We start from the raw sequence: 20,595 nt of genomic DNA on the forward strand, positions 1-20,595 counted from the left end.
AAGCTGTCGGGGAGAGGCTTCCGGAGGAAGGCGGACGAAGATGGGCATCGAGGACTACGGCGGCGGGCAGGGGCCGCATGCGGATGTGCTGGTCGTGACGACGAATGATGTGCCGGGCCATCAGGTGCAGCAGGTGATCGGGGAGGTCTTCGGGCTGACGGTCCGCTCCCGGCATCTGGGCAGCCAGATCGGCGCGGGGCTGAAGTCGATGATCGGCGGGGAGTTGAAGGGGCTCACCAAGACGCTGGTGGAGACGCGCAATCAGGCGATGGAGCGGCTGGTGGAGCAGGCGCGGGCGCGGGGGGCGAATGCGGTGCTGATGTTCCGGTTCGATGTGACGGAGGCGGCGGAGGTGGGGACGGAGGTCTGTGCGTATGGGACGGCGGTGGTGATCGCGCCGCATCCCTGACGGGGTGCGTGCCGGCCGCCCGGGGTGGGGGTTCTGTCCTCAGGCGCCGGACGGGCTGGGTTTTCGCGCCCCGGCCCGGGGTGCGGGGTGCGTCCTCGAGCGCCGGACGGGCTGGGGGGTGCGGGGCGGGGGCCGGGCGGAGTTGGTCTCCCGAGCCCGGGGTGCGGGGTCCGTCCTCAAGCGCCGGACGGGCTGGGGGTGCGCCGCACCGCGCTGAGAGTGCGCCGGACCCGGCAGGGGGTGCGCGGACGGACAAGGGTCGGTCACCCGAGCCCGGAGTACGGGTCCGTCCTCAAACGCCGGACGGGCTGGGAGTGCGCCGCACCGCACTGAGAGTGCGCCGGACCCGGCAGAGGGTGCGCGGACGGGCAGGGGACGCACCCCGAGGCTGCGGGTGTGCCGGATCGGGCCCGGGCTCTCGGGCCGCGGCTGGAGGGTGTGCCGAGCGGGCCGGGTTTCACGGGACGGGGTGGCCGGGTGGGGTTGCGGGGTGGGGTGGGGCGGGTGAGCGTGGGAGGGGGCCCTTGAGGGGGGTGGAGAGGCGGCGAGGACGGGATGCCACTGCATCAGGGCGCGGAGAAGCCCACCGGACAGGAATCCGGGCGGGACCGGGAGCGGCGGAGGCTGTCGATCAATCCGTTCTACGGGGAGGCGGACCCGGTCGGCGGAATGTCCGTGGCGCCGCCCACGCACTGTCTGCCCGACGGGCCGATGCCGCCGATGACGGCGTACCGGCTGGTCCATGACGAGCTGATGCTCGACGGCAACGCCCGGCTCAATCTCGCCACCTTCGTGACCACCTGGATGGAGCCCCAGGCCGGGGTCCTGATGGGTGAGTGCCGGGACAAGAACATGATCGACAAGGACGAGTACCCGCGCACCGCCGAGCTGGAGCGGCGCTGTGTGGCGATGCTCGCGGATCTGTGGCACGCGCCGGATCCGGCCGCCGCCGTGGGCTGTTCCACCACCGGGTCGAGCGAGGCGTGCATGCTCGCCGGGCTGGCGCTCAAACGGCGCTGGGCGAAGCGGAACGCCGACCGCTATCCCTCCCGGGTCCGGCCGAATCTGGTCATGGGTGTCAATGTGCAGGTCTGCTGGGACAAGTTCTGCAACTTCTGGGAGGTGGAGGCGCGGCTCGTGCCGATGGAGGGCGAGCGGTTCCATCTGGATCCGGAGGCCGCCGCCGCGCTGTGCGACGAGAACACCATCGGGGTGATCGCCGTGCTCGGTTCGACCTTCGACGGGTCGTACGAGCCGGTCGCCGAGGTCTGCGCGGTGCTGGACGCGCTCCAGGAGCGGACCGGGCTCGACATCCCGGTCCATGTCGACGGGGCGTCCGGGGCGATGGTGGCGCCCTTCGTCGATCCCGAGCTGATCTGGGACTTCCGGCTGCCGAGGGTGTCGTCCGTCAACACCTCGGGCCACAAGTACGGACTGGTCTATCCGGGTGTCGGCTGGGCCCTGTGGCGCTCCTCCGCCGAGCTGCCCGAGGAGCTGGTGTTCCGGGTCAACTACCTGGGCGGCGACATGCCGACCTTCGCGCTGAACTTCTCCCGGCCCGGCGCCCAGGTGGTGGCGCAGTACTACACATTTCTGCGGCTGGGGCGGGAGGGCTACCGGGCGGTGCAGCAGTCCGCCCGGGATCTGGCGACCGGTCTCGCGGCGAAGTTCGCGGCGCTCCCGGAGTTCCGGCTGCTCACCCGGGGTGATCAGCTGCCCGTCTTCGCCCTCACCACGGCCGAAGGGGTGACCGCCTTCGACGTCTTCGACGTCTCACGGCGGCTGCGGGAGCATGGTTGGCTGGTTCCCGCCTATAGCTTCCCGGCGAATCGGGAGGATCTCTCCGTGCTGCGGGTGGTCTGCCGCAATGGTTTCTCCGCCGATCTCGGGGAGCTGCTGATGGAGGATCTGGACCGGCTGCTGCCGGAACTCCGGCGCCAGCCGCATCCGCTGGGCCGGGAGTCCGGCGCAACGGCCTTTCACCACTGAGCGGCGGGCCGGCCGGCTCAGGCGGAGTCCCCCGGGTGCCGCTCGCCGGTCGCGTAGGGATTGGGCTCGCCCTCGGCGAGGACCAGGGCCGGCTGCTCCCCCTCCCCCGCGAAGACATGGGCACCGGCCTCGATGCGTGCGATCAGCCCGAGCGTCCACTCCGCCCCGAAGTCCGCCGAGGAGACCCAGAGGTTCATGATCTCGCCGATGTGCCCGAGCGATTCGGGCCCGGCCTCGGGGGTGTAGTACTCGGTCACCGACGAACGCCACTCCCGGATGCCCTCCACCCGCTCCCTGAGCAGGCGTACGGCCTCCTCGCGCGGGAGGTCGACGATGAAGCCGACGCCCGCCGAGAGCACGTCGAGCTTCTGGTCGTACGCCGTGAGCGCCTCCCGGAGCAGCCGCAGATACTCCTCCGTGCCGTCGGGGGTGAGCTCGTACTCGGTGCGCGGCGGGCCGCCCGCCGTGGAGGGCGCGATCTCGTGCGCCCTGAGCAGGCCCTGCTTGGCCATCTGCTTCAGTGCGTGGTAGATCGAGCCGGGCTTGGCGTTGGACCACTCGTGCGCGCCCCAGAACTCCAGGTCGTTGCGGACCTGGTAGCCGTGCGCCCGCCCGTGCCGGCGGACGGCTCCGAGGACCAGCAGACGGATCGCTGACATCGTTCGGATCCCTTCTATTCAACTTTGACTATCCTAGTCAATCTTGACTAACATCACACCATGACCGAGAAGACCATTCCGCTCCTCCCGTGTCGCACCGAACTCCTCGATTCGGTGATCGCTTTCTATACCGCGCTGGGCTTCGAGACGACTTTCCGGCAGAAGAGCCCCTATGCCTACGCCGTCGTGGAACGCGGCACGGTGGAGCTCCAGTTCCACGGCATGAAGGAGTACGACCCGGCCGGCTCGTACTCCGGCTGCTATGTCACCACCGGGGCCGTCGACGAGCTGTACGAGACCTTCCGGGCCGGGCTGAAGGCGGCGTACGGGCGGATCCCGGCGCGCGGTCTGCCCCGGATCGGGCCGCTGAAGGACATGTCGTACGGGGTGCGGCAGTTCCTGCTCACCGATCCGACCGGGAATTCGATCCGTATCGGCCAGCCGATCAGTGAGGACCCGTCGCACCGGCCGGTGCCGAAGGACCCCTGGGACCGGGCGCTGCATCTGGCGGATCTCTTCGCGGACTCGAAGGAGGATCTCCCCGGCGCGGCCAGGATCCTGGACCGGGTGCCGGCGGGGACGTCCGGCCGGGAGCGCACCGGGTCCGGACAGCCCTCCCCGGGGCAGGAATTGCGGCTGCTGGTGCTGCGCGGCGACATCGCCCGGCGGCTCGGCGAGGACGAGCTCGCGGCGGAACTGCTGGCGCGGGCGGCCGGGGTGGCGCTGACCCCGGCGGACCGCGCGGCGGCGGGGGTGGAGGACGCCCTGGCGCGGCTGGCGGAGCTGCGCCGGGACGGGCCGGGAACGGCATGACGAAGCCGCCGCCCGGGGAGGGCGGCGGCTTTCGCCGGCGGCGATCCTAGGCCGATGCCTCGGCGTCCATCGCCACCAGCTCGAAGGCGGTCTTCCCGTCCAGGGATTCGCGGATGATGTCGGCATGGCCCGCGTGGCGGGCGATCTCCTCGGTGAGGTGGACGAGGAACCAGCGCATCGAGACCTCGGTGTCCTTGGGGAACCAGGGCGCCGGCGGCAGCGGGAAGGTGTCGTCCATGCTGGGGACGGCCCGGATGAACTCCTCGGTCTCGGCGGAGATCGCGGCCCAGGTCTCCAGCGTCCGGGGGATGGTCTCCCCGTCGACGAGACGGAAGCTGTCCCCCCAGTTCTCCTGGTTGCGCTCGTTCTCGTTCGGCTTCCGCTGGGCGAGCCGGAGCCAGTTCAGCTCGACCTCGGCGACATGCTTCAGCAGCCCGGAGAGCGAGAGCGCGCTGACGCTCGGCCGGCTCGCGGCCTGCTCCTCCGTGAGGCCGAGCAGCGACCGGCGGATCGCACCGCGCTGGGCCTCGACGAAGTTGAGCAGTGCGCCGCGCTCGTCGCCGCGGGCCTCGGAGGGTACGTGCGTGACCATGGTGTCCGCCCTTCGCTGTGGCTCAAGCCGCTCAAGGAGAGGCTCCCGCCCTCCTTCTGGTACCGCAAACGCTACGGGCCCTTGCGGACAGGTGCTGTCCTCAAGGGCCCGTGGGCGGGAAATACTCCCTCAAGCGCGCAATCGCGAAGAAGCCGGGGGAGGACGTCAGAAGGGGAAGTGCGAGCGGCCGTGCTGGACCGAGATCCACTTCTGGGTGGTGAACGCCTCGATCATCGACTCGCCGTTCAGCCGGCCGCTGCCCGAGTGCTTCTCGCCGCCGAAGGGCACGATCGGCTCGTCGTGCACGGTGCTGTCATTGATGTGGATCATCCCGGTGTTGATCCGCCGGGCGATCCGCACCCCGCGCTCGATGTCGGCGGTGTGGACGGCGCCGCTCAGCCCGTACGGGGTGTCATTGGCGATCCGGATCGCCTCCTCCTCCCCGTCGAAGGGCACGATCAGTGCCACCGGGCCGAAGATCTCCTGGCCGAGTACGGGTGAGTCGGTGGCGATCCCGGTGAGCACCGAGGGCTCCACCAGATTGCCGTCCGAGCCGCCGTGCAGCAGTGCGGTGGCGCCCGCCGCGATGGTCTGCTCCACCAGGGTGGTGACGGCGTCGGCCTGGCGGGAGTTGATGAGCGGGCCGATATGGGTCGTCGGATCGGCCGGGTCGCCCACCTTGAGGGTGCGCACCTTGGCGACGAACTTCTCGGTGAACTCCCGCTCGACGGAGCGGTCGACCAGCACCCGGTTGGCGGCCATGCAGACCTGCCCCTGATGCACGAAGCGGCTGAAGACCGCGGCATCGACCGCGTAGTCGACATCGGCGTCGTCCAGCACGATCAGCGCGCTGTTCCCGCCGAGTTCCAGGATCGCCCGCTTGAAATTGGCCGCGCAGACGGTGGCGACATGCTGCCCCACCTTGTCGGAGCCGGTGAAGGAGATCGCCTTGGGGACCGGGTGGCTGATCAGCGCGTCCCCGATCTCGGCTATGTCGGTGATGACGACATTGAGCAGACCGGGCGGGAGACCGGCCTCCTCGAAGACCTTGCCGACCAGAGCGCCACCGCAGATCGGGGTGTTCTGGTGGGGCTTGAGAACAACGCCGTTGCCGAGCGCGAGTGAGGGCGCGACCGATTTGATGGAGAGCAGGAAGGGGAAGTTGAAGGGGCTGATGACACCGACCACACCGACGGGCAGCCGGTAGACACGGTTCTCCTTGCCGTCCACCGGGGAGGGCAGAATCCGTCCTTCGGGGCGCAGTGCGAGCTGAATCGCCTCGCGGAGGAATTCCTTGGCGAGATGGAGCTCGAATCCGGCTTTGATGTGAGTGCCGCCGAGTTCCGCGATGATCGCCTCGGTGATCTCCTGCTCACGGTCCTCGATGACGCGCAGCGCATTCTCGAAGACGGCCCGCCGGGCGTACGGGTTGGTCTCCGCCCAGGCGGGCTGGGCGCGTTCGGCGGCGCGGTAGGCCAGGTCCACCTCGGCTGCCGTGGCGACGGTGATGGAAGCGAGTTTCTCTCCGTCGTACGGATTGAAATCGATGATGTCCCAGGAACCGCTCCCGGGCCTCCACTCGCCATCGATGTACTGGTAGGCCAGCTCGGTGAACAAGGACATATGACCCGATCCCTTACCCGTCAGAACGCCGGAAACATCAGTGACGTCAGAGCCTCACAAAACACACATGCCTGATGCGACGTCACTATACTGAGGGACTAGGTGAGTTGGAGTAGACCACGCAGAACATCCCGGCTCTCGGCCGGATCGGGGCTGTCCTCCGCGAGCCGGGCCATGGCCTTCTCGTACTGCGCGACCTCTTCGCGCTTGTCGAGATAGAGCGCGCTGGTGAGCTGTTCCAGATAGACGATGTCGGACAGGTCCGACTCCGGGAACCGCAGCATGGTGAAAGCGCCGCTCTCGCCGGCGTGACCGCCGAAGCTGAAGGGCATGACCTGGAGGGTGATGTTCGGCTGTTCGGAGATCTCGATCAGATGCCGCAACTGCCCCTGCATCACCGCGCGGTCACCGTACGGACGGCGCAGCGCCGCCTCGTCCAGGATGGCGTGCAGCCGGGGTGCCCGCTCGGAGACCAGCACCTTCTGGCGTTCGAGCCGGAGCGCGACCCGGCGGTCGATATCGGCCGGGCCGGCGTTCGGCATGCCCCGGGCGACGACGGCGTGGGCGTACGACTCGGTCTGGAGCAGTCCGTGCACGAACTGGACCTCATAGATCCTGATGTGCGAGGCCGCCGCCTCCAGACCCACATACGTCTGGAACCAGCCCGGCAGGACGGCGGCGTAACTGTGCCACCAGCCCGCCACATTGGCCTCCTTGGCGAGGCCCAGCAGGGCGCCGCGCTCGACTTCGTCGGCGACCCCGTAGAGAGTCAGCAGATCCTCGACGTCTCGCGCCTTGAAGCTCACCCGGCCCAACTCCATACGGCTGATCTTTGATTCCGATGCGCGGATCGAGTAGCCGGCCGCCTCACGGGTGATCCCGCGGGATTCGCGGAGCCTCCTCAGCTGAGAGCCCAACAGGATGCGCCGCACCACGGAACCCCCACCCGGCCCTTCGGCCCACGACTCGCCTGCGGTCACGACTCCAACCCTCCCCATCCTTCGCCATCCGTCTCGGTAGTCCGTCTCGCTCGGTCACCTACAGACTGAGGCACCCCCGCGACCCCAAGTGCGGGATTCTGCCACCAAAACACTCCAGGGCGTACTCGTTCAGTTACGGAAATGAGAAGCCCTTGGGGATCGCATGGACGAGCCCAAAGAAAGATATAACCAGTATTCAATTCATACTGGTACATACCAGTCGCGTGCACGTGCATCTGCCCTTGCATCTGCCGAAAGCATTCGGAACCATGGTCCTCGCCGCACCTGCGTGCTCGTTCGTGTTGTAGCGCCACAGCCGCGATTCCCGGGGAGTGCCTCGCATGGGGACGAATGGATCGACCATGCTAGAGCCGTTACGGCAGGGGCTACCCCCGATCGATCCCGCACGGGTCTCCACCTCGGCCTCCTGTTCGCTCGCCGCCCGGTACGAAGCGGTGCGCGGGGCACGGCACTTCACCAGATCGACGCTCGCCCAGTGGAATCTCGGCGACCGTTTCGACGATGTCTCGCTGGTCGTCTCCGAGCTCGTCACCAACGCACTGCGGCACGCGCTTCCCGAGGACGCCTCCCCGGAGACGCGGGACTCGCCGGTGCGGCTCCATCTGATGTGCTGGCCGGAGCGGCTGGTGTGCGCGGTGCGCGACCCCAGCCCGGAGCGGCCGGGTTCATCCGCGACTCCCTTCGACCGGAAGGGCGGCTCGGCGTTTCCCGATCCCCAGGGCACGGCCGAGTCCGGCAGAGGGCTGTTCCTGGTGGATTCCTTCAGCGACAGCTGGGGGTGGCACCCGCTCGCCGGGGCGCTGCACGGCAAGGTCGTGTGGGCGCTCTTCAGGCTGAGCTGAGACAGGGGAACAGCCGGGCCATCGAGCCGGAGAGCGGGCCCGGCTTCGGGGGGCGGGCCCGCTTCTCCTTTCTTCTCACTCCGCTTGCTTCTCTTCCCCGCGCGTTCCCCGCGCGCGTCCACGCGTTCTCCGCGCGGGCGGGCGGATCGCCGGACGGGCGGCTCACCGGGAGCGCCGGTCACCACGGGCGCGCGGCGGCCGGCGCCGGATCCGGGTCAGCCCCCGGCAATCAAATGGTCGAACTCCCCGTCCTTGACGCCCAGAAGCATCGCCTCTATCTCGGCGGGCGTATAGACGAGTGCGGGTCCATCGGGATGCCGTGAGTTCCGCATCGCCACATTCCCGCCGGGCAGCTTGGCGAACTCCACACAGGAACCCTGGGAGTTGCTGTGTCTGCTCTTCTGCCACACGACCTCATGGAGCTGTGTGGCCGCCATGCCGTTGTACGCGTGGTGCACGAGTCGCTCCCGGGGTACAAGGTGCAAGTGTCAACTGTCCCGGATCATAGCTCTGTTTCACGTGCGTCTGCATAAGCGATAGCACGCGCATATGCACGTGCACGCGCGGTGTTCCCATGGTTACAGTTCCAGCCGTTACCAGGGACGTTTCTCGCCGTTCGAGCGTTGCTCCGGTGCGGGAGGGAGGGCGAACTCCGGTCCGCCGCCCGATGAGTGGTTTCTCTCTCATACGGTCCGGGGCGGCCGGGTCGATTCCCTCGCGCACAAGGAAGAGACGCACTGCGCGCGTCCGTGGATCCAGTGTCCACGTGATAGCCGAATTCACCGAACCGGCAGGGCCGTTGGGGGCCAATCGGCGGACCGCGCCCATGCCGACACCGGCGTATGCGAAGAGCTCTCCACCGCCGATGGGCGCGGCGAAATCGGCGGACCGGACCGGGCGGGCGCCTTCTCCCGCACGCCTCTCCCGTATGCCCTCTCCCGCAGCGCAATCACCGGCGCGCAATCCCCCGCGCCCGGAGACCGATTCGCGCGGGAGCATACGTGCCGCGCGCCCCCGGTCCCGGACGCGACCGGCCCTCACGCGCCGTAACGCGACGCGCCTCACCGGATCCCGGGCGGGCCGGCCCGCCGCAGGGTCGGCGGCGGGCGGTGCCGCGCTCCGCAGGGAACGCCGTGCGGCGGCTCCCGCACGGGAGGTTCTGCGGCGCTCTCCCCCACTTGTCACGGGGGACCGGCCGGACCCGGCCGCCCCGGGGGGAACAAGAGGAACACAGGCCCCCGTTTCGGGCCCCGAACGGCGCCCGCATCTGACCGAAAGGAATCGGCGGACGCCCTTCCGGGGCCGCCGGCCGGTGACCGGACTCACACCCAACGGCCCCTCGGCGGCGGCGGGTTCAGGAGAGATACGCGTCGAAGGCGGCGGGCAGCCGCTTCCAGGCGTCCCGCCCCGCCGCGTACTCCTCGTCCGTCAGCAGACAGGAGTCCAGCAGCGATTCCAGCGCCTCGCGGTCCAGACCGGGCGAGGTGAAGACCAGATGCTGGCAGCTGTCGCCGTGCTCGGGATGCCAGTCCACGGCCGCCGCCGCCCGGCGGTACGGGGAGACCAGCTCCCAGGCCGCGTCCGGCAGCGAGGCCAGCCAGGGTCCGCCGCTCTCCACACAGAGCGCGCCGCCCGCCGCGTCCCAGGCCAGCAGGGTGTCCGGCCGGTCCGCGAGCCAGAAGCGCCCCCGGCTGCGCAGCGCGGCACAGGTCACCGCCTCCAGCGCGGCGAGGAGGCGCTCCGGGTGGAAGGGCCGCGTCCGGTGCCAGACCAGGGTGTCGGCCCCGTGGCCGGCCGCGTTCTGCGGCAGAAGCGCGGAGGCCGGGTGCTGGGCGGCGGCCGCCGCCTCCGGGTCGAATCCGGCGAAGGCGGCCCGGGCCAGCTCCCCGGGCGCGTCCAGCGGGATCCGCCGGGCGGTGGGGTGGAGCCGGCGCAGCAGCGCGTGATCCCGGCCGTCGGCCTCCTCGCGCACCGCGACCGCCAGCACCGGCGGGTACTCCAGCTGGCGGGCGAAGGTGTCCGCGACCGTGCGGCGGTCGGTCCGGGCGGCGGCGAGTCCGGCGTCGGCGAGGTCGTCGCCATTGCCGAGACAGGGCAGTACGAGGACGGGATCCACGGCGGTGATCACGGCGGTGACGGTGAGATCGCCCCGGCCGTGCTCCGCGATCACCTCGGCCGTCGAGCGCGGTTCGACGGAGTCCCACAGCTCGACGACCGCGAGCCGGACGGGGGTGCCGCCCGGGCCGCCGCCGGCCAGCCGGAGCAGCTCCGGAACCAGGTCCTCGCGGAGAGCGCAGCAGGCGCAGTCGTCCACGAGGACGGTCTCGGAGCGGTCCCGCTCCCCGAGGGTGTCGCGGACGGTGCGCACCACCGTGCCGTGTTCGGCGGCGTCGCGGAGATCGTGGTGGAGCGCGACGCTGCCGGGGACCGCGGCGAGCAGGAGTTCCACGGTCTCGGCGCGGGCGTCGGCGTGGAGCCCCGCCACGATCGCGACGGGCAGCGGCCCGGCGGCAGGGGGCGGTGTGCCGGTCACTCCCGGCCCCGCCCGTACCGGCGCTCGAAGCGCTCCACCCGTCCGGCCGTGTCCAGGACCCGGGCGGTACCGGTGTGGAAGGGGTGGCCCGCCGAGGAGATCTCGACGTCGATCACGGGGTATTCATGGCCGTCCTCCCAGGTCACGGTCTTGTCGCCGGTGGCGGTGGAGCGGGTGAGGAAGGCGCATCCGGCGGCCTTGTCGCGGAGGACGACGGGCCGGTACGGAGGGTGGATTCCGGGCTTCACGACGGGTCAGCGCTCCTCTCGGAAGTCGATGTGGCGGCCGAGGACCGGGTCGTACTTGCGCAGGGTCAGCCGGTCGGGGTTGTTCCGCCGGTTCTTGCGGGTGACATAGGTGTAGCCGGTGGCCCCGGTGGACCGGAGCTTGACGATCGGACGGAGCTCATTGCGTGCCATGGGGGCTAGTATATGGAAATGATTTCCATTAACAACTGGCTCCGGCGACGGGCCCTGGTGATCGTCCAGGGCCGCACGCCGGGGAACGAAAGGGATGAACCATGTCCGCCCACTGCCTGCTGACCGGGGCGAGGCCCGGCTTCGGCAACGCCATCTCCCACTCCCACCGGCGCACCTCCCGCCGCTTCGACCCCAATATCCAGCGCAAGCGGTACTGGCTGCCGGGCGAGGGGCGGTATGTCCGGCTCACGCTCAGCGCCCGCGCGGTCAAGACCATCGACCTCCTCGGGATCGAGGCGGCCGTGGCCCGGATCCGCGCCCGCGGGGAGAAGGTCTGACCGACCCCCGCCGAACGGCGCCCCGCCCGGACCGAGTTGGGGATCCGGCCGGGCGGGGCGGGTGGTCACGCGCCGGACCATCCCCCGGGAGGGGGAAATACGCCCTGGTAGCTTGACGCGGGTCGTTTCACCGATCCAAGGGGACTGCTCGTGCGTGTACGTACTTCCTTGACCGCGGCCGGACTTGTCACCGCCGCCGCCCTCGCGCTGACCGGATGCGGCGGCGATGACGCCAAGGACTCCGCCGAGAAGGGCAAGAGCTCCCCGGCCGCCTCCCAGGAGAAGGAGACGGGGAAGGACGGAGCCGGCGGGGACATGGCCGGCACCTGGACGGGCAAGACGGACGGAAAGTCCGTCACCCTCGCCGTCACCGGGACCACGGCCGCGCTGCTCGCCGACAAGACCGCGTGCAGCGGCCGGGTGGAGGACCACGGACAGCAGATGCTGACGATGGTGTGCGCGGACGGCAGCAAGGACCGGACCATGGGCACGATCGAGTCCGCCGACGGCAAGACCCTCGTCATCTCCTGGGACAAGGGGGCCAGGGACACGCTGACCAAGGCCGAGGCCGGCGACATTCCCCAGCTTCCCGACCTGCCCGAGATGCCCGACATCAAGACCGAGCTCCCGACGGACCTCCCGGAGATGCCGTCGCTGCCGGCCCAGTAGGCGGGCCCGCGGGGATGTCGTGGGGTACGCGACCGGTCGCGTACCCCCTCGGCCCGCGCCGCTTCCGCCCGCGCCGCCGGGCTCAGTGGCCGCCGCCGTCATTCCGCCGGCGGCGGCCGTCGTCCAGTGCGTCGGCCAGCTCGTCCAGCGCCTCGCCCAGCAGCGCGGTGCCGCTCTCCAGTACCGCGTGATCCTGCGCCTGCCACTCGGCGAGCGCCGCCTTGACCCGGTCCCACTGGAGCGGGCGCCGCTCCCGCACGGCCTTGGCGGCCCGTTCGGTGTCCCGCCGCAGCGCCTCGGAGAGCGCGGCGGCGGCCGGCACCATGGGCGCGCCGTGCTCGGGGAGATGAGCCTCCATCAGCATGGCGCTGCGCCCGAAGTGCGCGAGGGCGTGCTCCGCCGCCTCGGCCTGGACACGGGTGAGGCCCCGGTTCCGCACCGGCTCGTGGATCGCCAGGGCGAGAGCGTCCTGCCAGGCGATCCGGGCGTCCCGGGCGCCGAGCAGCGCCTGGCGGATGTCCTGCTTCGCCGTGACGGCGGGGACGGCGTAGTGGTCGACCACACAGGCCGCGTACCGGCCGTCCGCGAGCAGCCAGTCGGCGAGACGATGGCGCAGGCGCGGGGTCTCCCAGGCCGGATAGACGGCGTACGCGACCATCGCCAGCACCCCGCCGAAGAGGGTGAGCAGGACGCGTTCGGGAACGGTCTGCCCGGTGTCCTCGCCGCCCATGCCGAGCAGGAAGACGACATAGGCGGCGGTGAACACCTGGGCGGCCACATAGCCGGTCCGGGTCACCAGATACATGCCGAAGGCGCAGAGGACGGCGAGGGCGCAGGAGAGATAGGTGCCGGGGTGGGCGGCCTGCACGATGCCGGTGGCCACCCCGACGCCGATCAGGGTGCCGCCGAAACGGGCCACCGAGCGGGCGTAGGTCTGGGAGAAGTCCGGCCGCATCACCATCACGGCGGTCATCGGCACCCAGTAGCCGTGCCCCAGCGGCAGCGCCGTGCCGAGGATGTATCCGGCGCAGACGACCACCGAGACGCGTTCCGCGTGCCGCAGCACCGGACGGCCCCGGCGGAACTCGCCCCGGATGGTGGCGACCGCCCCGGGCAGCAGCTCGCGCAGCGGCGGCCGGTCCCGGTGCGATCCCTCGCCGGTGCCCTCCCCCTCCGCCTCCTCCACCACATCGTCCAGGAGCGCGACCAGCCGGATCACCGCCCGGCGCGGCGGGCCGCTGAGGATGCGCAGGGTGTCGGGGGACTTCAGGGTGCGCATGATGCGCCGGTCGATACGGACCGGTTCGCCGTGCCGGATCGCATGCGCGGCGGCGTCGAGCACGGTGCCGGCGGCGCCCAGCAGCTCCCGGCACCGGTCGCGCTCGGGCCCGTCGGCGGGGACCCCGACGGCCGGATCGGCGAGCGAGGCGAGTACGGGCCTGATGCGCTCGGCGACCCCGCGCGCGCCGTGCAGTTCGGCGGGTCTGCGCCGGGCCTGCCGGGGGGAGAGGGCGGCGGCGCTGCGGGCGAGCATCAGCGGCTCGGGGTCGAAGGAGGCGGTCGGGTCCTGGCGCAGCCGCCGCGCGTAGTCGGCCTCGGCCGCGAGCGCGTCGGCCAGCGCGTCCCGCTGCGCCCCCCAGCGGCGTACCGGGAACACCACGATCAGCGCGGCCTGCACCAGGCCGCCGACGGCGATCATCGCGGCGTGGCCGGCGGCGGTCGCGATGGAGCTGGGGAGGGTGATCGTGACCAGCATGATCGCCACATTGGACGCGGCGATGATGCCCACGGTGGGGCCGAGCGCCCAGGCGAGCCCGGCCGCGAAGGTCCAGACGAAGAGCAGTGCGGTGAAGAGCGGGAGCCGTCCGGCGACGAGATATCCGAGGAAGGTGGAGACGGCCAGACTCCCCCCGGAGGCCAGCGCCAGCAGGGGCCGGGGCCGCCAGCTCCGCTGAAAGGTGGCGATGGCCGCCTGATGCGCCCCGAAGGCGCTGCTGACGGCGACCGCGGGCCCGAAGAGCGCGAGCGCCGCCCCGACGACGATCGCCAGCCCGGCCGCCGCGCGCAGGGCGACCAGGGGTTCGAGCCGCTGCCGTTCGAGGGTGAACCCGGAACGGGTGGTCTCCTTCAGCGCCCGGAGCCAGGTCATGGGGCCGAGAGTAGCCCGACAATGCGGACATGAGGCGCTATTCACTCCGTTCGGCGATGGATGGTGGGGCGCCGTGCGGGTCCGGAGGCCGCTCGCCCGCTCCGTACCGCGTCGCTGGGCGCCCGCTCCGTACGCCCCGCTAACTCCCCCTCCGTACCGCGCGCCGCTCCCCCGACACCCGCGCGCCGTCCGCCGCCGCGCGGCCCTGGACCCAGCCCGCCTCGTCGCTGACGCCCCGGACCCGGGCGCTGGTGGTGCGGGGGAACATCTCGTCCGCGCGGGAGGTCACCGCGATGTCGCGGCCGGCCAGGACGGGGAGGAGATCCGGCGCCACCGGAACGCTCTCGGCGGCGGCCGAGAGGCGCTCGCCGAGGCGGGCGGCGTAGGCCATGAGGAAGGACTGGCGGAAGGTCTTGGTGCGTTTGCGGCCGGACGCCCGCTGGCCGGCCTCGGCCCGGGTCATCGCGGTGGTGCCCTGGACCAGCAGGGAGGTGTGGAGGAGTTCGACCGCTTCGAGATCCGCCTCGAAACCGACGACGGTCGAGAAGCCGAAGGCGCTGTTCCACACGGCCCGGCAGCGGTTGGCCGCGGCGACCGCGTCGAGCAGGATCGCCTTGGCCGTCTCGTACGGGGCGTCGACGCCGATCCGGCGGGCGGAGGGGGCACCGGGGCGGTCGGGGGAGGCCGGCAGCTCGTCCACGCTGTGGCGGGACATCAGCTCCTGGGCCTTCGCCGTCAGGGCTTCCGCCTCCTCCGGGAAGGTGGTGGCCTCCGCCTTCGCCAGCAGTGCGCGTATCCGGGCGAGCATGCGCGGTTCGATGCCGTCCGGCACCGCGAAGACCTCGCCCGGCGGCGGGGCCACCGCCTCGATGGAGGGGAGGCGGATCAGCAGGCGGTACAGCTCCAGGACCGCCGTGGCGTACGAGAAGCGGTCGGTGCGCCATTCCGGCGCGGGGAGTTCGGCGAGCTGGGCGTCCCAGCGCGGCGGGAGACCCGCGTACCGCCCGGTCTCGGCGGTGATCAGGGCCGCGAGCAGGCGTACGTGATGGTCGGCGAGGTCCCGGCGGACCAGGCGCACGACATCGGCCGGCTGCCAGCCGCGCTCCCACGCCCGGCGCAGGAACTCCTCGCCCCGGCGGGCGAGCTCCGCGTCCGCCGCGGGGGCGGCGGCGAGCAGGGAAGCCGCCGTGTCGAGACCGGCGTCGCCGTCCGTGTACAGGGCGGCCGCGAACGCGTCATCCACCAGGGTCATCGACGGCACCTCCTTCTGCTTCGATCATCGCAGGCGGGAAGGGGTGCGGTGGTACGGGAGGGGGAGAGTCCGCGCTTTCGCCCACAGGCTGTGGACAGGACATCCGGCACGCGGGCCTATCCCAGAATGCCGCGCTCGTACGCCGCGGCCACCGCCGCCGCCCGGTCCTTCACTCCAAGCTTTCCGTACAGATGGGTCAGATGGGTCTTGACCGTCGCCTCACTGATGAAGAGCTCCCGGGCCACCTCGCGATTGGAGGTGCCCCTGGCGACCAGGGCGAGCACCTCGCGCTCGCGGGCCGAGAGCGGCGCCCCGGGGCCGGCCGGGTTCCGGACCGCGCCGACGAGGCGGGAGGCGACGGCAGGCGACAGCACGGTGCGCCCCTCGGAGGCCGCGCGGACCGCCGCGAACAGCTCCTCGCGGGGCGCGTCCTTGAGGAGGTAGCCGGTGGCGCCCGCCTCGATCGCGGGGATGGTGTCGGAGTCCGTGTCGTAGGTGGTGAGGACGAGGATTCCGGCGCGGGCACCGAGCCGGGTGAGCTCGGCGATCGCCCGGACTCCGCCGCCGGCGGGCATGCGCAGGTCCATCAGGACGACGTCCGGGTCGAGGCGCCGGGCGAGCTCCACCCCCTCGACGCCGCCCGCGGCCTCGCCCAGGACCTCGAAGCCGGGATCCGAGGCGAACATGCCGCGCAGGCCGTCCCGGACGACGGGGTGGTCGTCGACGATCAGCAGAGTGATGATCCGGTCAGCCATGGGGCACCAACGGTACCCGGGCGCTGATCGCGGTGCCCTGGCCGGTCCCGGACTCGACGGCGACGGTGCCGGCGATGCGTTCGGCGCGGGCGCGCATGCCGTCGAGACCGAAACCGCCGCCGCCGGTGCGCTCCACCGCCGCGAGGGGGTCGAAGCCGCGGCCGTCGTCGCGTATGTCCAGGGTGACCTCGTCGCCCATGTAGGAGAGGGTGACGCCGGCCCGGGTGGCGCGGGCGTGCCGGGCGGTGTTGGCCAGGGCCTCCTGGGCGATCCGCAACAGGGTGGCGGCGACCTCGCCGTGCAGCGGTTCCTCGGTGCCGGTGACGGTGAGCCGGGCGGTGATCCCGGTGCGCTCGGACCATTCCGCCGCGGTCTTCCGCAGCGCCCCGGAGAGCGTGTCGTGTTCCAGGGCGGCCGGGGAGAGGTTCCGCACCGAGCGCCGGGCCTCGCCCAGGGAGTGCCGGGCCAGCGCCTGGGCGCGGTCCAGGTGTTCGCGGGCCGCGTCCCGGTCGGAGGCGGCGGCGACCACCTGGAGCTGGGTGATGATCCCGGCCAGCCCCTGGGCGATGGTGTCGTGGATCTCGGCGGCGAGGCGGCGGCGCTCGTCGGCGACACCGGCCTCCCTCGCCCGGAGGACGAGCTGGGCGTGGAGGGCGGCGTTCTCGGCGAGCGCCCGCTCCAGGGCCGTGATGGTCCCGGCCCGCTCCTCGGCCCGCTCGGCCTCCTCGGCGGCGAGGTGGCCGAGGCCGAGGGCGAGGGCCGTGTTGAAGACGAACATCGCGCCGAGCACCAGCCACCGCGCCGGTGAGTCCGGCGGCAGACCGCCGGACTGGGCACCCGCCAGGGTGAGGGCGGTGACCACGAGCCCGGCCCGGGCGGCGCGCGGCGGCAGCAGGTGCACGGCGTCGAAGCAGCCGAGGCACGCATGGATCGCGAAGAAGGGATTGAGCCAGGTCAGGGCGAACGCGAGGGCGGTGCGCAGGACGAAGTGGACCCGGCCGGCGGTGGTTCCCTCGGGGAGTACCGGAGGGCCGCCCCGGCGCCCGGTGCCGGCCGGGGCCGCCGCGGACAGCCGCGGCAGGGCCCGGGACCACCGGATGTGCACGGCCAGTACGGCGATGAGCAGGACCCCGGCGGCGTACATCTCCCGGCGGGTCATCACCAGGGGGGCGGCCACGGCGCCGAGGAGCGTGGCGAGGCCCAGCAGGGCGTAGGGCCCGTAACGGAAGAACTGCGCCCAGCGCTCCTCGACCGTCGGCGGCGTCATCGTGTGTTCACTCCCACTTGAACCAGCGCCGGGCCGCGGCGATCAGCGCTACCGCCCAGAGCGCCGTGACTCCCAGATGCGTCCAGCTCGGCCATTGTCCCGCGGCGGCGTCGTCGAGAGCACGGGCGGCGGCGCCCAGCGGGGTGAGGGTCACGATGTTCCGCACGGTGTCGGGCATGGCGGCCACCGGCAGCCAGACGCCCGCGGTGAACATCCCGGGGAAGAACACCGCCGAGGCCACGGCCTGGGTGATTCGGGTGGTGCGGCAGACGGCGGAGACGACCGAGCCGAGCGCCAGGCCGGCGAGCGCGGCGAGCGCGAGCGCCAGCAGGAAGCCGGCGAACTCGCGGGGCGGCGCGACATCGAAGACGATCCGCCCCGTGGCGACGGCGAGCAGCGCGGAGACCGCGACGGCGGCGCCGTGCAGGGTGATCTGAGCGGCGATCAGGGAGCTCGGCCGTACGGGGGTGGCGGACATGCGGCGGAGGATGCCGCGCTCCCGGTAGCCGGTGAGCACGGGCGGCATGGACTGGAGTCCGGCCATGAGCACCGCGAGCAGGACGGCGACGGGGACGTACAGATCCACCACGCGCAGACCGCCGGGGCCGGCCGAGTGCTCCCGGTTGGAGGGGATGGCGCCCAGTACGCAGAGCGGAAGGGTGGGGAAGGCCACGATCCAGAAGAGGGAGGCGGGTTCGCGGAGGAACAGGCGCGCCTCGGCCCGCAGGACGGCGACGGAGGTGGTGAGGGTGGTCATGCGTCCGGTCCCGTCAGATTGAGGTAGGCGTCGTCCAGGGTGGCCTCGGTGACCCGGAGCCGGAGGGCGGTGAGGCCCCGCCCGGCGAGCAGCGAGAGCACCGCGTGAACGGTCTCGTCCGTGCCGTTGACCACGAACCGGCCGTCCTGGCGCGTCACGGAGGCGACGGAGGGGAGCCCGGCCAGCAGCCGGGCGTCGAGCGGGGCCGAGGGTGTGAAGGAGACCGCGGTGCCGGTCGCGGTGCGCCCGATCAGCCCGGCCGGGGTGTCCAGGGCGGTGATCCGGCCCCGGTCGATCAGGGCGATCCGGTCGCACAGCCGCTGCGCCTCCTCCATGAAGTGCGTGACCAGCAGGACCGTGACCCCGGTGGCGCGGATGTCGTGGATGAGCCGCCAGGTGTCGCGGCGGGCGCGCGGGTCGAGGCCGGTGGTCAGCTCGTCCAGGACGACGATGCGCGGCCTGCCGGCCAGGGCCAGCGCGATGGACAGCCGCTGTTTCTCACCGCCGGAGAGCTTCGCGAACCGGGTGCGGAGCCGGCCCGCGAGGCCGAGACGGTCGGCGAGTTCGCGCCAGTCGGCGGGGTCCGGGTGGAGGGCGGCGTACAGTTCGAGCGCCTCGCGGACGGTGATCCGGGGTTGCAGTCGGCTCTCCTGGAGCTGGGCGCCCAGAATGCGGGTGACGGGGCCGCGTTCGGCGAACGGATCGTGCCCGGCGACACGGACACGGCCGCCGTCGGGGCGCCGCAGCCCCTCCACGCACTCGACAGTGGTGGTCTTGCCCGCGCCGTTGGGGCCCAGGATCCCGAAGATCTCCCCTTCCCGGACATCGAAGGAGACGCCGTCGACGGCCCTCTTCTTCCCGTACGCCTTGCGCAGTTCGGTGACTTCGACGATTGCCATGCGTACGAGGGTGTCGCGACGGGACAGGGTCGGGCATCGGCCTTCGCGCTCGAAAGGACATCGGCCGATCGGCCGATGGCGGGGTACGACGGGCGGTGCGGGCGGCGGGCGCGGGGCGCTGGGCGCGGGGGCCGGCGCAGGCGCGCGGGCGGGGCCGGGGCACGGGCGGGGCCGGGGCACGGCCGGGCTTTTGTACGGGGGCGGGCGGCGGCGGGGGGGGCGGGGCCGGATCGGGTCGGCGGCGATCGGGGCCGGCTGCTGCTGCGTGCGGTCACCGGGGGCGTATGCGCTCTCCCTTTCGGCCGGACGGACCGGCCGATCGGTGCGGGTTCCCCCGGTGGCCCGTCAGTTGGCCTTCAGGGTCTCCTTCGCCAGCTCGAACGCCGGGCGCATCGCGTTGTGCTCCTCGGAGTCCAGGCCGCCGAGCTCCAGTACGAGGACCCCCTGCGGAATCGCGAAGGCGAGCGCCCGGTTCCTGACGTCCTGGCCGAGCAGTTCACTCTCGTCGACGTAGGCGACCTCGATGGCGTCGAAGGCACCCGCCCTGACTTCGGTGTACATGGCGTCCTTCACCTTCTCGCTGCTCTCGGTGACGAAGTTCTCCAGGGCCTTGCGCGGGTTCTCCCCCTTGAAATCGCTGGTGTACACGCGGAGATAGCCGATGTGCCCGGCCGGTTTGGCGTCGATCTCGCAGACGGGGGAGACGGATCCGTAGGTGAACGGGGCGGGTCCGCCGTCGTGCTTCGGAATGGTGTGCGGTTTCCAGCTCTCGGCGAAGTCGAAGATCACGGGGAGGGAGCAGGCCGAGCCGCGACCGCCGACGGAGCCGCCGCGGGCGGCGGCGGCCACCGGGATGTCACCGTCGCCCTCGGCCTCGGCCTCACCGCCGGGGGCCCGGTTGTGTCTCGGGGAGGACATGCCGGCCTCCGCTATTTCGGCGCCTCTCCCGGTCGCCTGGGGGCCGCTCGGTTCCGACGGGAAGTCCATGGAGCAACTGACGACGAGCCCGGTCAGCAATGCGGCCGGGACAACCCGTGCTCCCCATCCCCGCACGACTCTGTGCACATTTCGTGCCATCGTTCTCCGCCCTGGTGTCAGTTCAGACAGTTTTTGGCTGATCCTAGGGATGCCGATGCGCCGTACCAGTTTGAGGAGCTAGCAGGTGGCCGAGAACAAGGTTCGCATGCTGGACGGCCATTGGTATATACCAAACGATCCAGAGTTGGCGGAGGACACTCAACGGCGCTTCGCTTTGTGCGCGGCTCACAACGCGGACGGCGGCGATCACTTTGAGGCGCGGGCCGGAATTCTGGCCGAATTGTTTGGGTCGATCGGCGAGAACGTCAATATCCGGCCGCCGTTCCCGTGCGACTACGGGGCATATATCACCATCGGTGATCGTATCCTTTGTCAACTCCACCGCGGTTTTCCTGGACACTGCACCGATCAGTATTGGCTCGGACGTGCGGATCGGTCCGAACGTGCGGCTCCTCACACCCTCGCCCGAGCTGAACGCCGGGCGCGGAAGGGCCGGGTGGGAGCCCCTCACCACAGGTGACGGCGTCCGGCGGGGGATCGTCTGCCCGATCGCCCCGGTGCCCGCCGCCGCCCCCGCGCGGGGTGCGGGGG

General features: G+C 71.6%; 22 protein-coding genes. 7 read left to right on the plus strand and 15 right to left on the minus strand.

Translation table 11 applies throughout. The annotated features are described in order from the left end of the window. Positions 1–40 precede the first annotated feature (40 nt). Together AAFN69_RS00210 and AAFN69_RS00215 are read left to right on the plus strand one after the other, a co-directional pair. Positions 41–409, plus strand: coding sequence for a YbjQ family protein (locus tag AAFN69_RS00210; RefSeq protein ID WP_347726140.1), 369 nt, complete (start codon positions 41–43; stop codon positions 407–409). Between the two features lie 555 nt (positions 410–964). Then, positions 965–2,398, plus strand: coding sequence for a glutamate decarboxylase (locus tag AAFN69_RS00215; protein ID WP_347726141.1), 1,434 nt, complete (start codon positions 965–967; stop codon positions 2,396–2,398). A 17-nt stretch (positions 2,399–2,415) separates the two neighbouring features. On the opposite strand, the gene AAFN69_RS00220 is transcribed toward AAFN69_RS00215, so the two are convergent. After that, positions 2,416–3,057, minus strand: a complete 642-nt coding sequence (locus tag AAFN69_RS00220; RefSeq protein WP_347726142.1) for a PadR family transcriptional regulator — start codon at positions 3,055–3,057, stop codon at positions 2,416–2,418. A 60-nt stretch (positions 3,058–3,117) separates the two neighbouring features. Here AAFN69_RS00220 and AAFN69_RS00225 point away from each other — a divergent pair, with 60 nt between their 5' ends. Continuing rightward, complete coding sequence (locus AAFN69_RS00225; RefSeq protein ID WP_347726143.1) at positions 3,118–3,870, plus strand: VOC family protein; 753 nt, start codon at positions 3,118–3,120, stop codon at positions 3,868–3,870. Between the two features lie 46 nt (positions 3,871–3,916). Here the strand turns inward: AAFN69_RS00225 and AAFN69_RS00230 are convergent, their stop codons facing one another. From AAFN69_RS00230 to AAFN69_RS00240, 3 genes are all read right to left on the minus strand, one after another. Then, positions 3,917–4,462: a DinB family protein gene (locus AAFN69_RS00230; protein WP_347726144.1), complete on the minus strand. Its 546-nt coding sequence runs from the start codon at positions 4,460–4,462 to the stop codon at positions 3,917–3,919. Between the two features lie 165 nt (positions 4,463–4,627). Next, positions 4,628–6,085 carry an aldehyde dehydrogenase family protein gene (locus tag AAFN69_RS00235; RefSeq protein ID WP_347726145.1) on the minus strand — a complete coding sequence of 486 codons (1,458 nt, stop codon included), beginning with the start codon at positions 6,083–6,085 and terminating at the stop codon, positions 4,628–4,630. A 98-nt stretch (positions 6,086–6,183) separates the two neighbouring features. Next, a complete protein-coding gene (locus tag AAFN69_RS00240; protein ID WP_347726146.1) occupies positions 6,184–7,083 on the minus strand; it encodes a helix-turn-helix transcriptional regulator in 900 nt (299 codons plus the stop codon). A 323-nt stretch (positions 7,084–7,406) separates the two neighbouring features. Here AAFN69_RS00240 and AAFN69_RS00245 point away from each other — a divergent pair, with 323 nt between their 5' ends. Further along, entirely contained in the window at positions 7,407–7,928 is a 522-nt protein-coding gene (locus AAFN69_RS00245) for an ATP-binding protein (protein ID WP_347726147.1), read from the plus strand. Positions 7,929–8,143: 215 nt separating this feature from the next. Here AAFN69_RS00245 and AAFN69_RS00250 read toward each other — a convergent pair whose 3' ends face one another. From AAFN69_RS00250 to rpmG, 4 genes are all read right to left on the minus strand, one after another. Then, the gene (locus tag AAFN69_RS00250) at positions 8,144–8,386 is read right to left on the minus strand and encodes a DUF397 domain-containing protein (RefSeq protein WP_347726747.1); all 243 of its coding nucleotides are present in this window, start codon (positions 8,384–8,386) and stop codon (positions 8,144–8,146) included. Between the two features lie 896 nt (positions 8,387–9,282). Continuing rightward, complete coding sequence (locus AAFN69_RS00255) at positions 9,283–10,461, minus strand: GTP-binding protein (protein ID WP_347726148.1); 1,179 nt, start codon at positions 10,459–10,461, stop codon at positions 9,283–9,285. Continuing rightward, positions 10,458–10,709 carry a type B 50S ribosomal protein L31 gene (locus AAFN69_RS00260; protein WP_347726149.1) on the minus strand — a complete coding sequence of 84 codons (252 nt, stop codon included), beginning with the start codon at positions 10,707–10,709 and terminating at the stop codon, positions 10,458–10,460. Before AAFN69_RS00260 ends, AAFN69_RS00255 begins: the two co-directional genes overlap by 4 nt. A 6-nt stretch (positions 10,710–10,715) precedes the next feature. Then, positions 10,716–10,880 (minus strand): 50S ribosomal protein L33, encoded by a 165-nt coding sequence (gene rpmG, locus AAFN69_RS00265; protein WP_347726150.1) that lies wholly within the window; start codon positions 10,878–10,880, stop codon positions 10,716–10,718. A gap of 101 nt (positions 10,881–10,981) precedes the next feature. Between rpmG and rpmB the strand changes: the two genes are divergently transcribed. Both rpmB and AAFN69_RS00275 read left to right on the plus strand, forming a co-directional pair. Continuing rightward, complete coding sequence (gene rpmB, locus AAFN69_RS00270) at positions 10,982–11,218, plus strand: 50S ribosomal protein L28 (protein ID WP_347726151.1); 237 nt, start codon at positions 10,982–10,984, stop codon at positions 11,216–11,218. Positions 11,219–11,368: 150 nt separating this feature from the next. Then, entirely contained in the window at positions 11,369–11,887 is a 519-nt protein-coding gene (locus AAFN69_RS00275; protein ID WP_347726152.1) for a hypothetical protein, read from the plus strand. Between the two features lie 82 nt (positions 11,888–11,969). On the opposite strand, the gene AAFN69_RS00280 is transcribed toward AAFN69_RS00275, so the two are convergent. The 7 genes from AAFN69_RS00280 to AAFN69_RS00310 form a co-directional block, all read right to left on the minus strand. After that, positions 11,970–14,036 carry an FUSC family protein gene (locus AAFN69_RS00280; protein WP_347726153.1) on the minus strand — a complete coding sequence of 689 codons (2,067 nt, stop codon included), beginning with the start codon at positions 14,034–14,036 and terminating at the stop codon, positions 11,970–11,972. Positions 14,037–14,175: 139 nt separating this feature from the next. Then, positions 14,176–15,288 carry a DUF2786 domain-containing protein gene (locus tag AAFN69_RS00285; protein WP_347726154.1) on the minus strand — a complete coding sequence of 371 codons (1,113 nt, stop codon included), beginning with the start codon at positions 15,286–15,288 and terminating at the stop codon, positions 14,176–14,178. 116 nt (positions 15,289–15,404) lie between these two features. Beyond that, positions 15,405–16,043, minus strand: a complete 639-nt coding sequence (locus tag AAFN69_RS00290) for a response regulator transcription factor (RefSeq protein WP_347726155.1) — start codon at positions 16,041–16,043, stop codon at positions 15,405–15,407. Next, positions 16,036–17,310, minus strand: coding sequence for a sensor histidine kinase (locus AAFN69_RS00295; RefSeq protein WP_347726156.1), 1,275 nt, complete (start codon positions 17,308–17,310; stop codon positions 16,036–16,038). Before AAFN69_RS00295 ends, AAFN69_RS00290 begins: the two co-directional genes overlap by 8 nt. A 7-nt stretch (positions 17,311–17,317) precedes the next feature. Next, positions 17,318–18,067: an ABC transporter permease gene (locus AAFN69_RS00300; RefSeq protein ID WP_347726157.1), complete on the minus strand. Its 750-nt coding sequence runs from the start codon at positions 18,065–18,067 to the stop codon at positions 17,318–17,320. After that, entirely contained in the window at positions 18,064–18,966 is a 903-nt protein-coding gene (locus tag AAFN69_RS00305) for an ABC transporter ATP-binding protein (RefSeq protein ID WP_347726158.1), read from the minus strand. Before AAFN69_RS00305 ends, AAFN69_RS00300 begins: the two co-directional genes overlap by 4 nt. 345 nt (positions 18,967–19,311) lie before the next feature. Then, positions 19,312–19,884, minus strand: a complete 573-nt coding sequence (locus tag AAFN69_RS00310) for a lipoprotein (RefSeq protein WP_347726159.1) — start codon at positions 19,882–19,884, stop codon at positions 19,312–19,314. A 244-nt stretch (positions 19,885–20,128) separates the two neighbouring features. On the opposite strand from AAFN69_RS00310, the gene AAFN69_RS00315 reads away from it, so the two are divergent. Continuing rightward, positions 20,129–20,524 (plus strand): maltose acetyltransferase domain-containing protein, encoded by a 396-nt coding sequence (locus tag AAFN69_RS00315; protein WP_347726160.1) that lies wholly within the window; start codon positions 20,129–20,131, stop codon positions 20,522–20,524. Positions 20,525–20,595: the final 71 nt, after the last annotated feature.

Origin of the sequence: Streptomyces sp. CAU 1734 (assembly GCF_039888735.1) — a bacterium.
GTDB lineage: Bacteria > Actinomycetota > Actinomycetes > Streptomycetales > Streptomycetaceae > Streptomyces.

Coding starts and splice junctions, on each gene's coding strand:
- AAFN69_RS00210 (WP_347726140.1), top strand. CDS start 41: ATGGGCATCGAGGACTACGGCGGCGGGCAGGGGCCGCATGCGGATGTG.
- AAFN69_RS00215 (WP_347726141.1), top strand. CDS start 965: ATGCCACTGCATCAGGGCGCGGAGAAGCCCACCGGACAGGAATCCGGG.
- AAFN69_RS00220 (WP_347726142.1), bottom strand. CDS start 3,057: ATGTCAGCGATCCGTCTGCTGGTCCTCGGAGCCGTCCGCCGGCACGGG.
- AAFN69_RS00225 (WP_347726143.1), top strand. CDS start 3,118: ATGACCGAGAAGACCATTCCGCTCCTCCCGTGTCGCACCGAACTCCTC.
- AAFN69_RS00230 (WP_347726144.1), bottom strand. CDS start 4,462: ATGGTCACGCACGTACCCTCCGAGGCCCGCGGCGACGAGCGCGGCGCA.
- AAFN69_RS00235 (WP_347726145.1), bottom strand. CDS start 6,085: ATGTCCTTGTTCACCGAGCTGGCCTACCAGTACATCGATGGCGAGTGG.
- AAFN69_RS00240 (WP_347726146.1), bottom strand. CDS start 7,083: ATGGGGAGGGTTGGAGTCGTGACCGCAGGCGAGTCGTGGGCCGAAGGG.
- AAFN69_RS00245 (WP_347726147.1), top strand. CDS start 7,407: ATGGGGACGAATGGATCGACCATGCTAGAGCCGTTACGGCAGGGGCTA.
- rpmG (WP_347726150.1), bottom strand. CDS start 10,880: ATGGCACGCAATGAGCTCCGTCCGATCGTCAAGCTCCGGTCCACCGGG.
- rpmB (WP_347726151.1), top strand. CDS start 10,982: ATGTCCGCCCACTGCCTGCTGACCGGGGCGAGGCCCGGCTTCGGCAAC.
- AAFN69_RS00280 (WP_347726153.1), bottom strand. CDS start 14,036: ATGACCTGGCTCCGGGCGCTGAAGGAGACCACCCGTTCCGGGTTCACC.
- AAFN69_RS00285 (WP_347726154.1), bottom strand. CDS start 15,288: ATGACCCTGGTGGATGACGCGTTCGCGGCCGCCCTGTACACGGACGGC.
- AAFN69_RS00290 (WP_347726155.1), bottom strand. CDS start 16,043: ATGGCTGACCGGATCATCACTCTGCTGATCGTCGACGACCACCCCGTC.
- AAFN69_RS00295 (WP_347726156.1), bottom strand. CDS start 17,310: ATGACGCCGCCGACGGTCGAGGAGCGCTGGGCGCAGTTCTTCCGTTAC.
- AAFN69_RS00300 (WP_347726157.1), bottom strand. CDS start 18,067: ATGACCACCCTCACCACCTCCGTCGCCGTCCTGCGGGCCGAGGCGCGC.
- AAFN69_RS00305 (WP_347726158.1), bottom strand. CDS start 18,966: ATGGCAATCGTCGAAGTCACCGAACTGCGCAAGGCGTACGGGAAGAAG.
- AAFN69_RS00310 (WP_347726159.1), bottom strand. CDS start 19,884: ATGTCCTCCCCGAGACACAACCGGGCCCCCGGCGGTGAGGCCGAGGCC.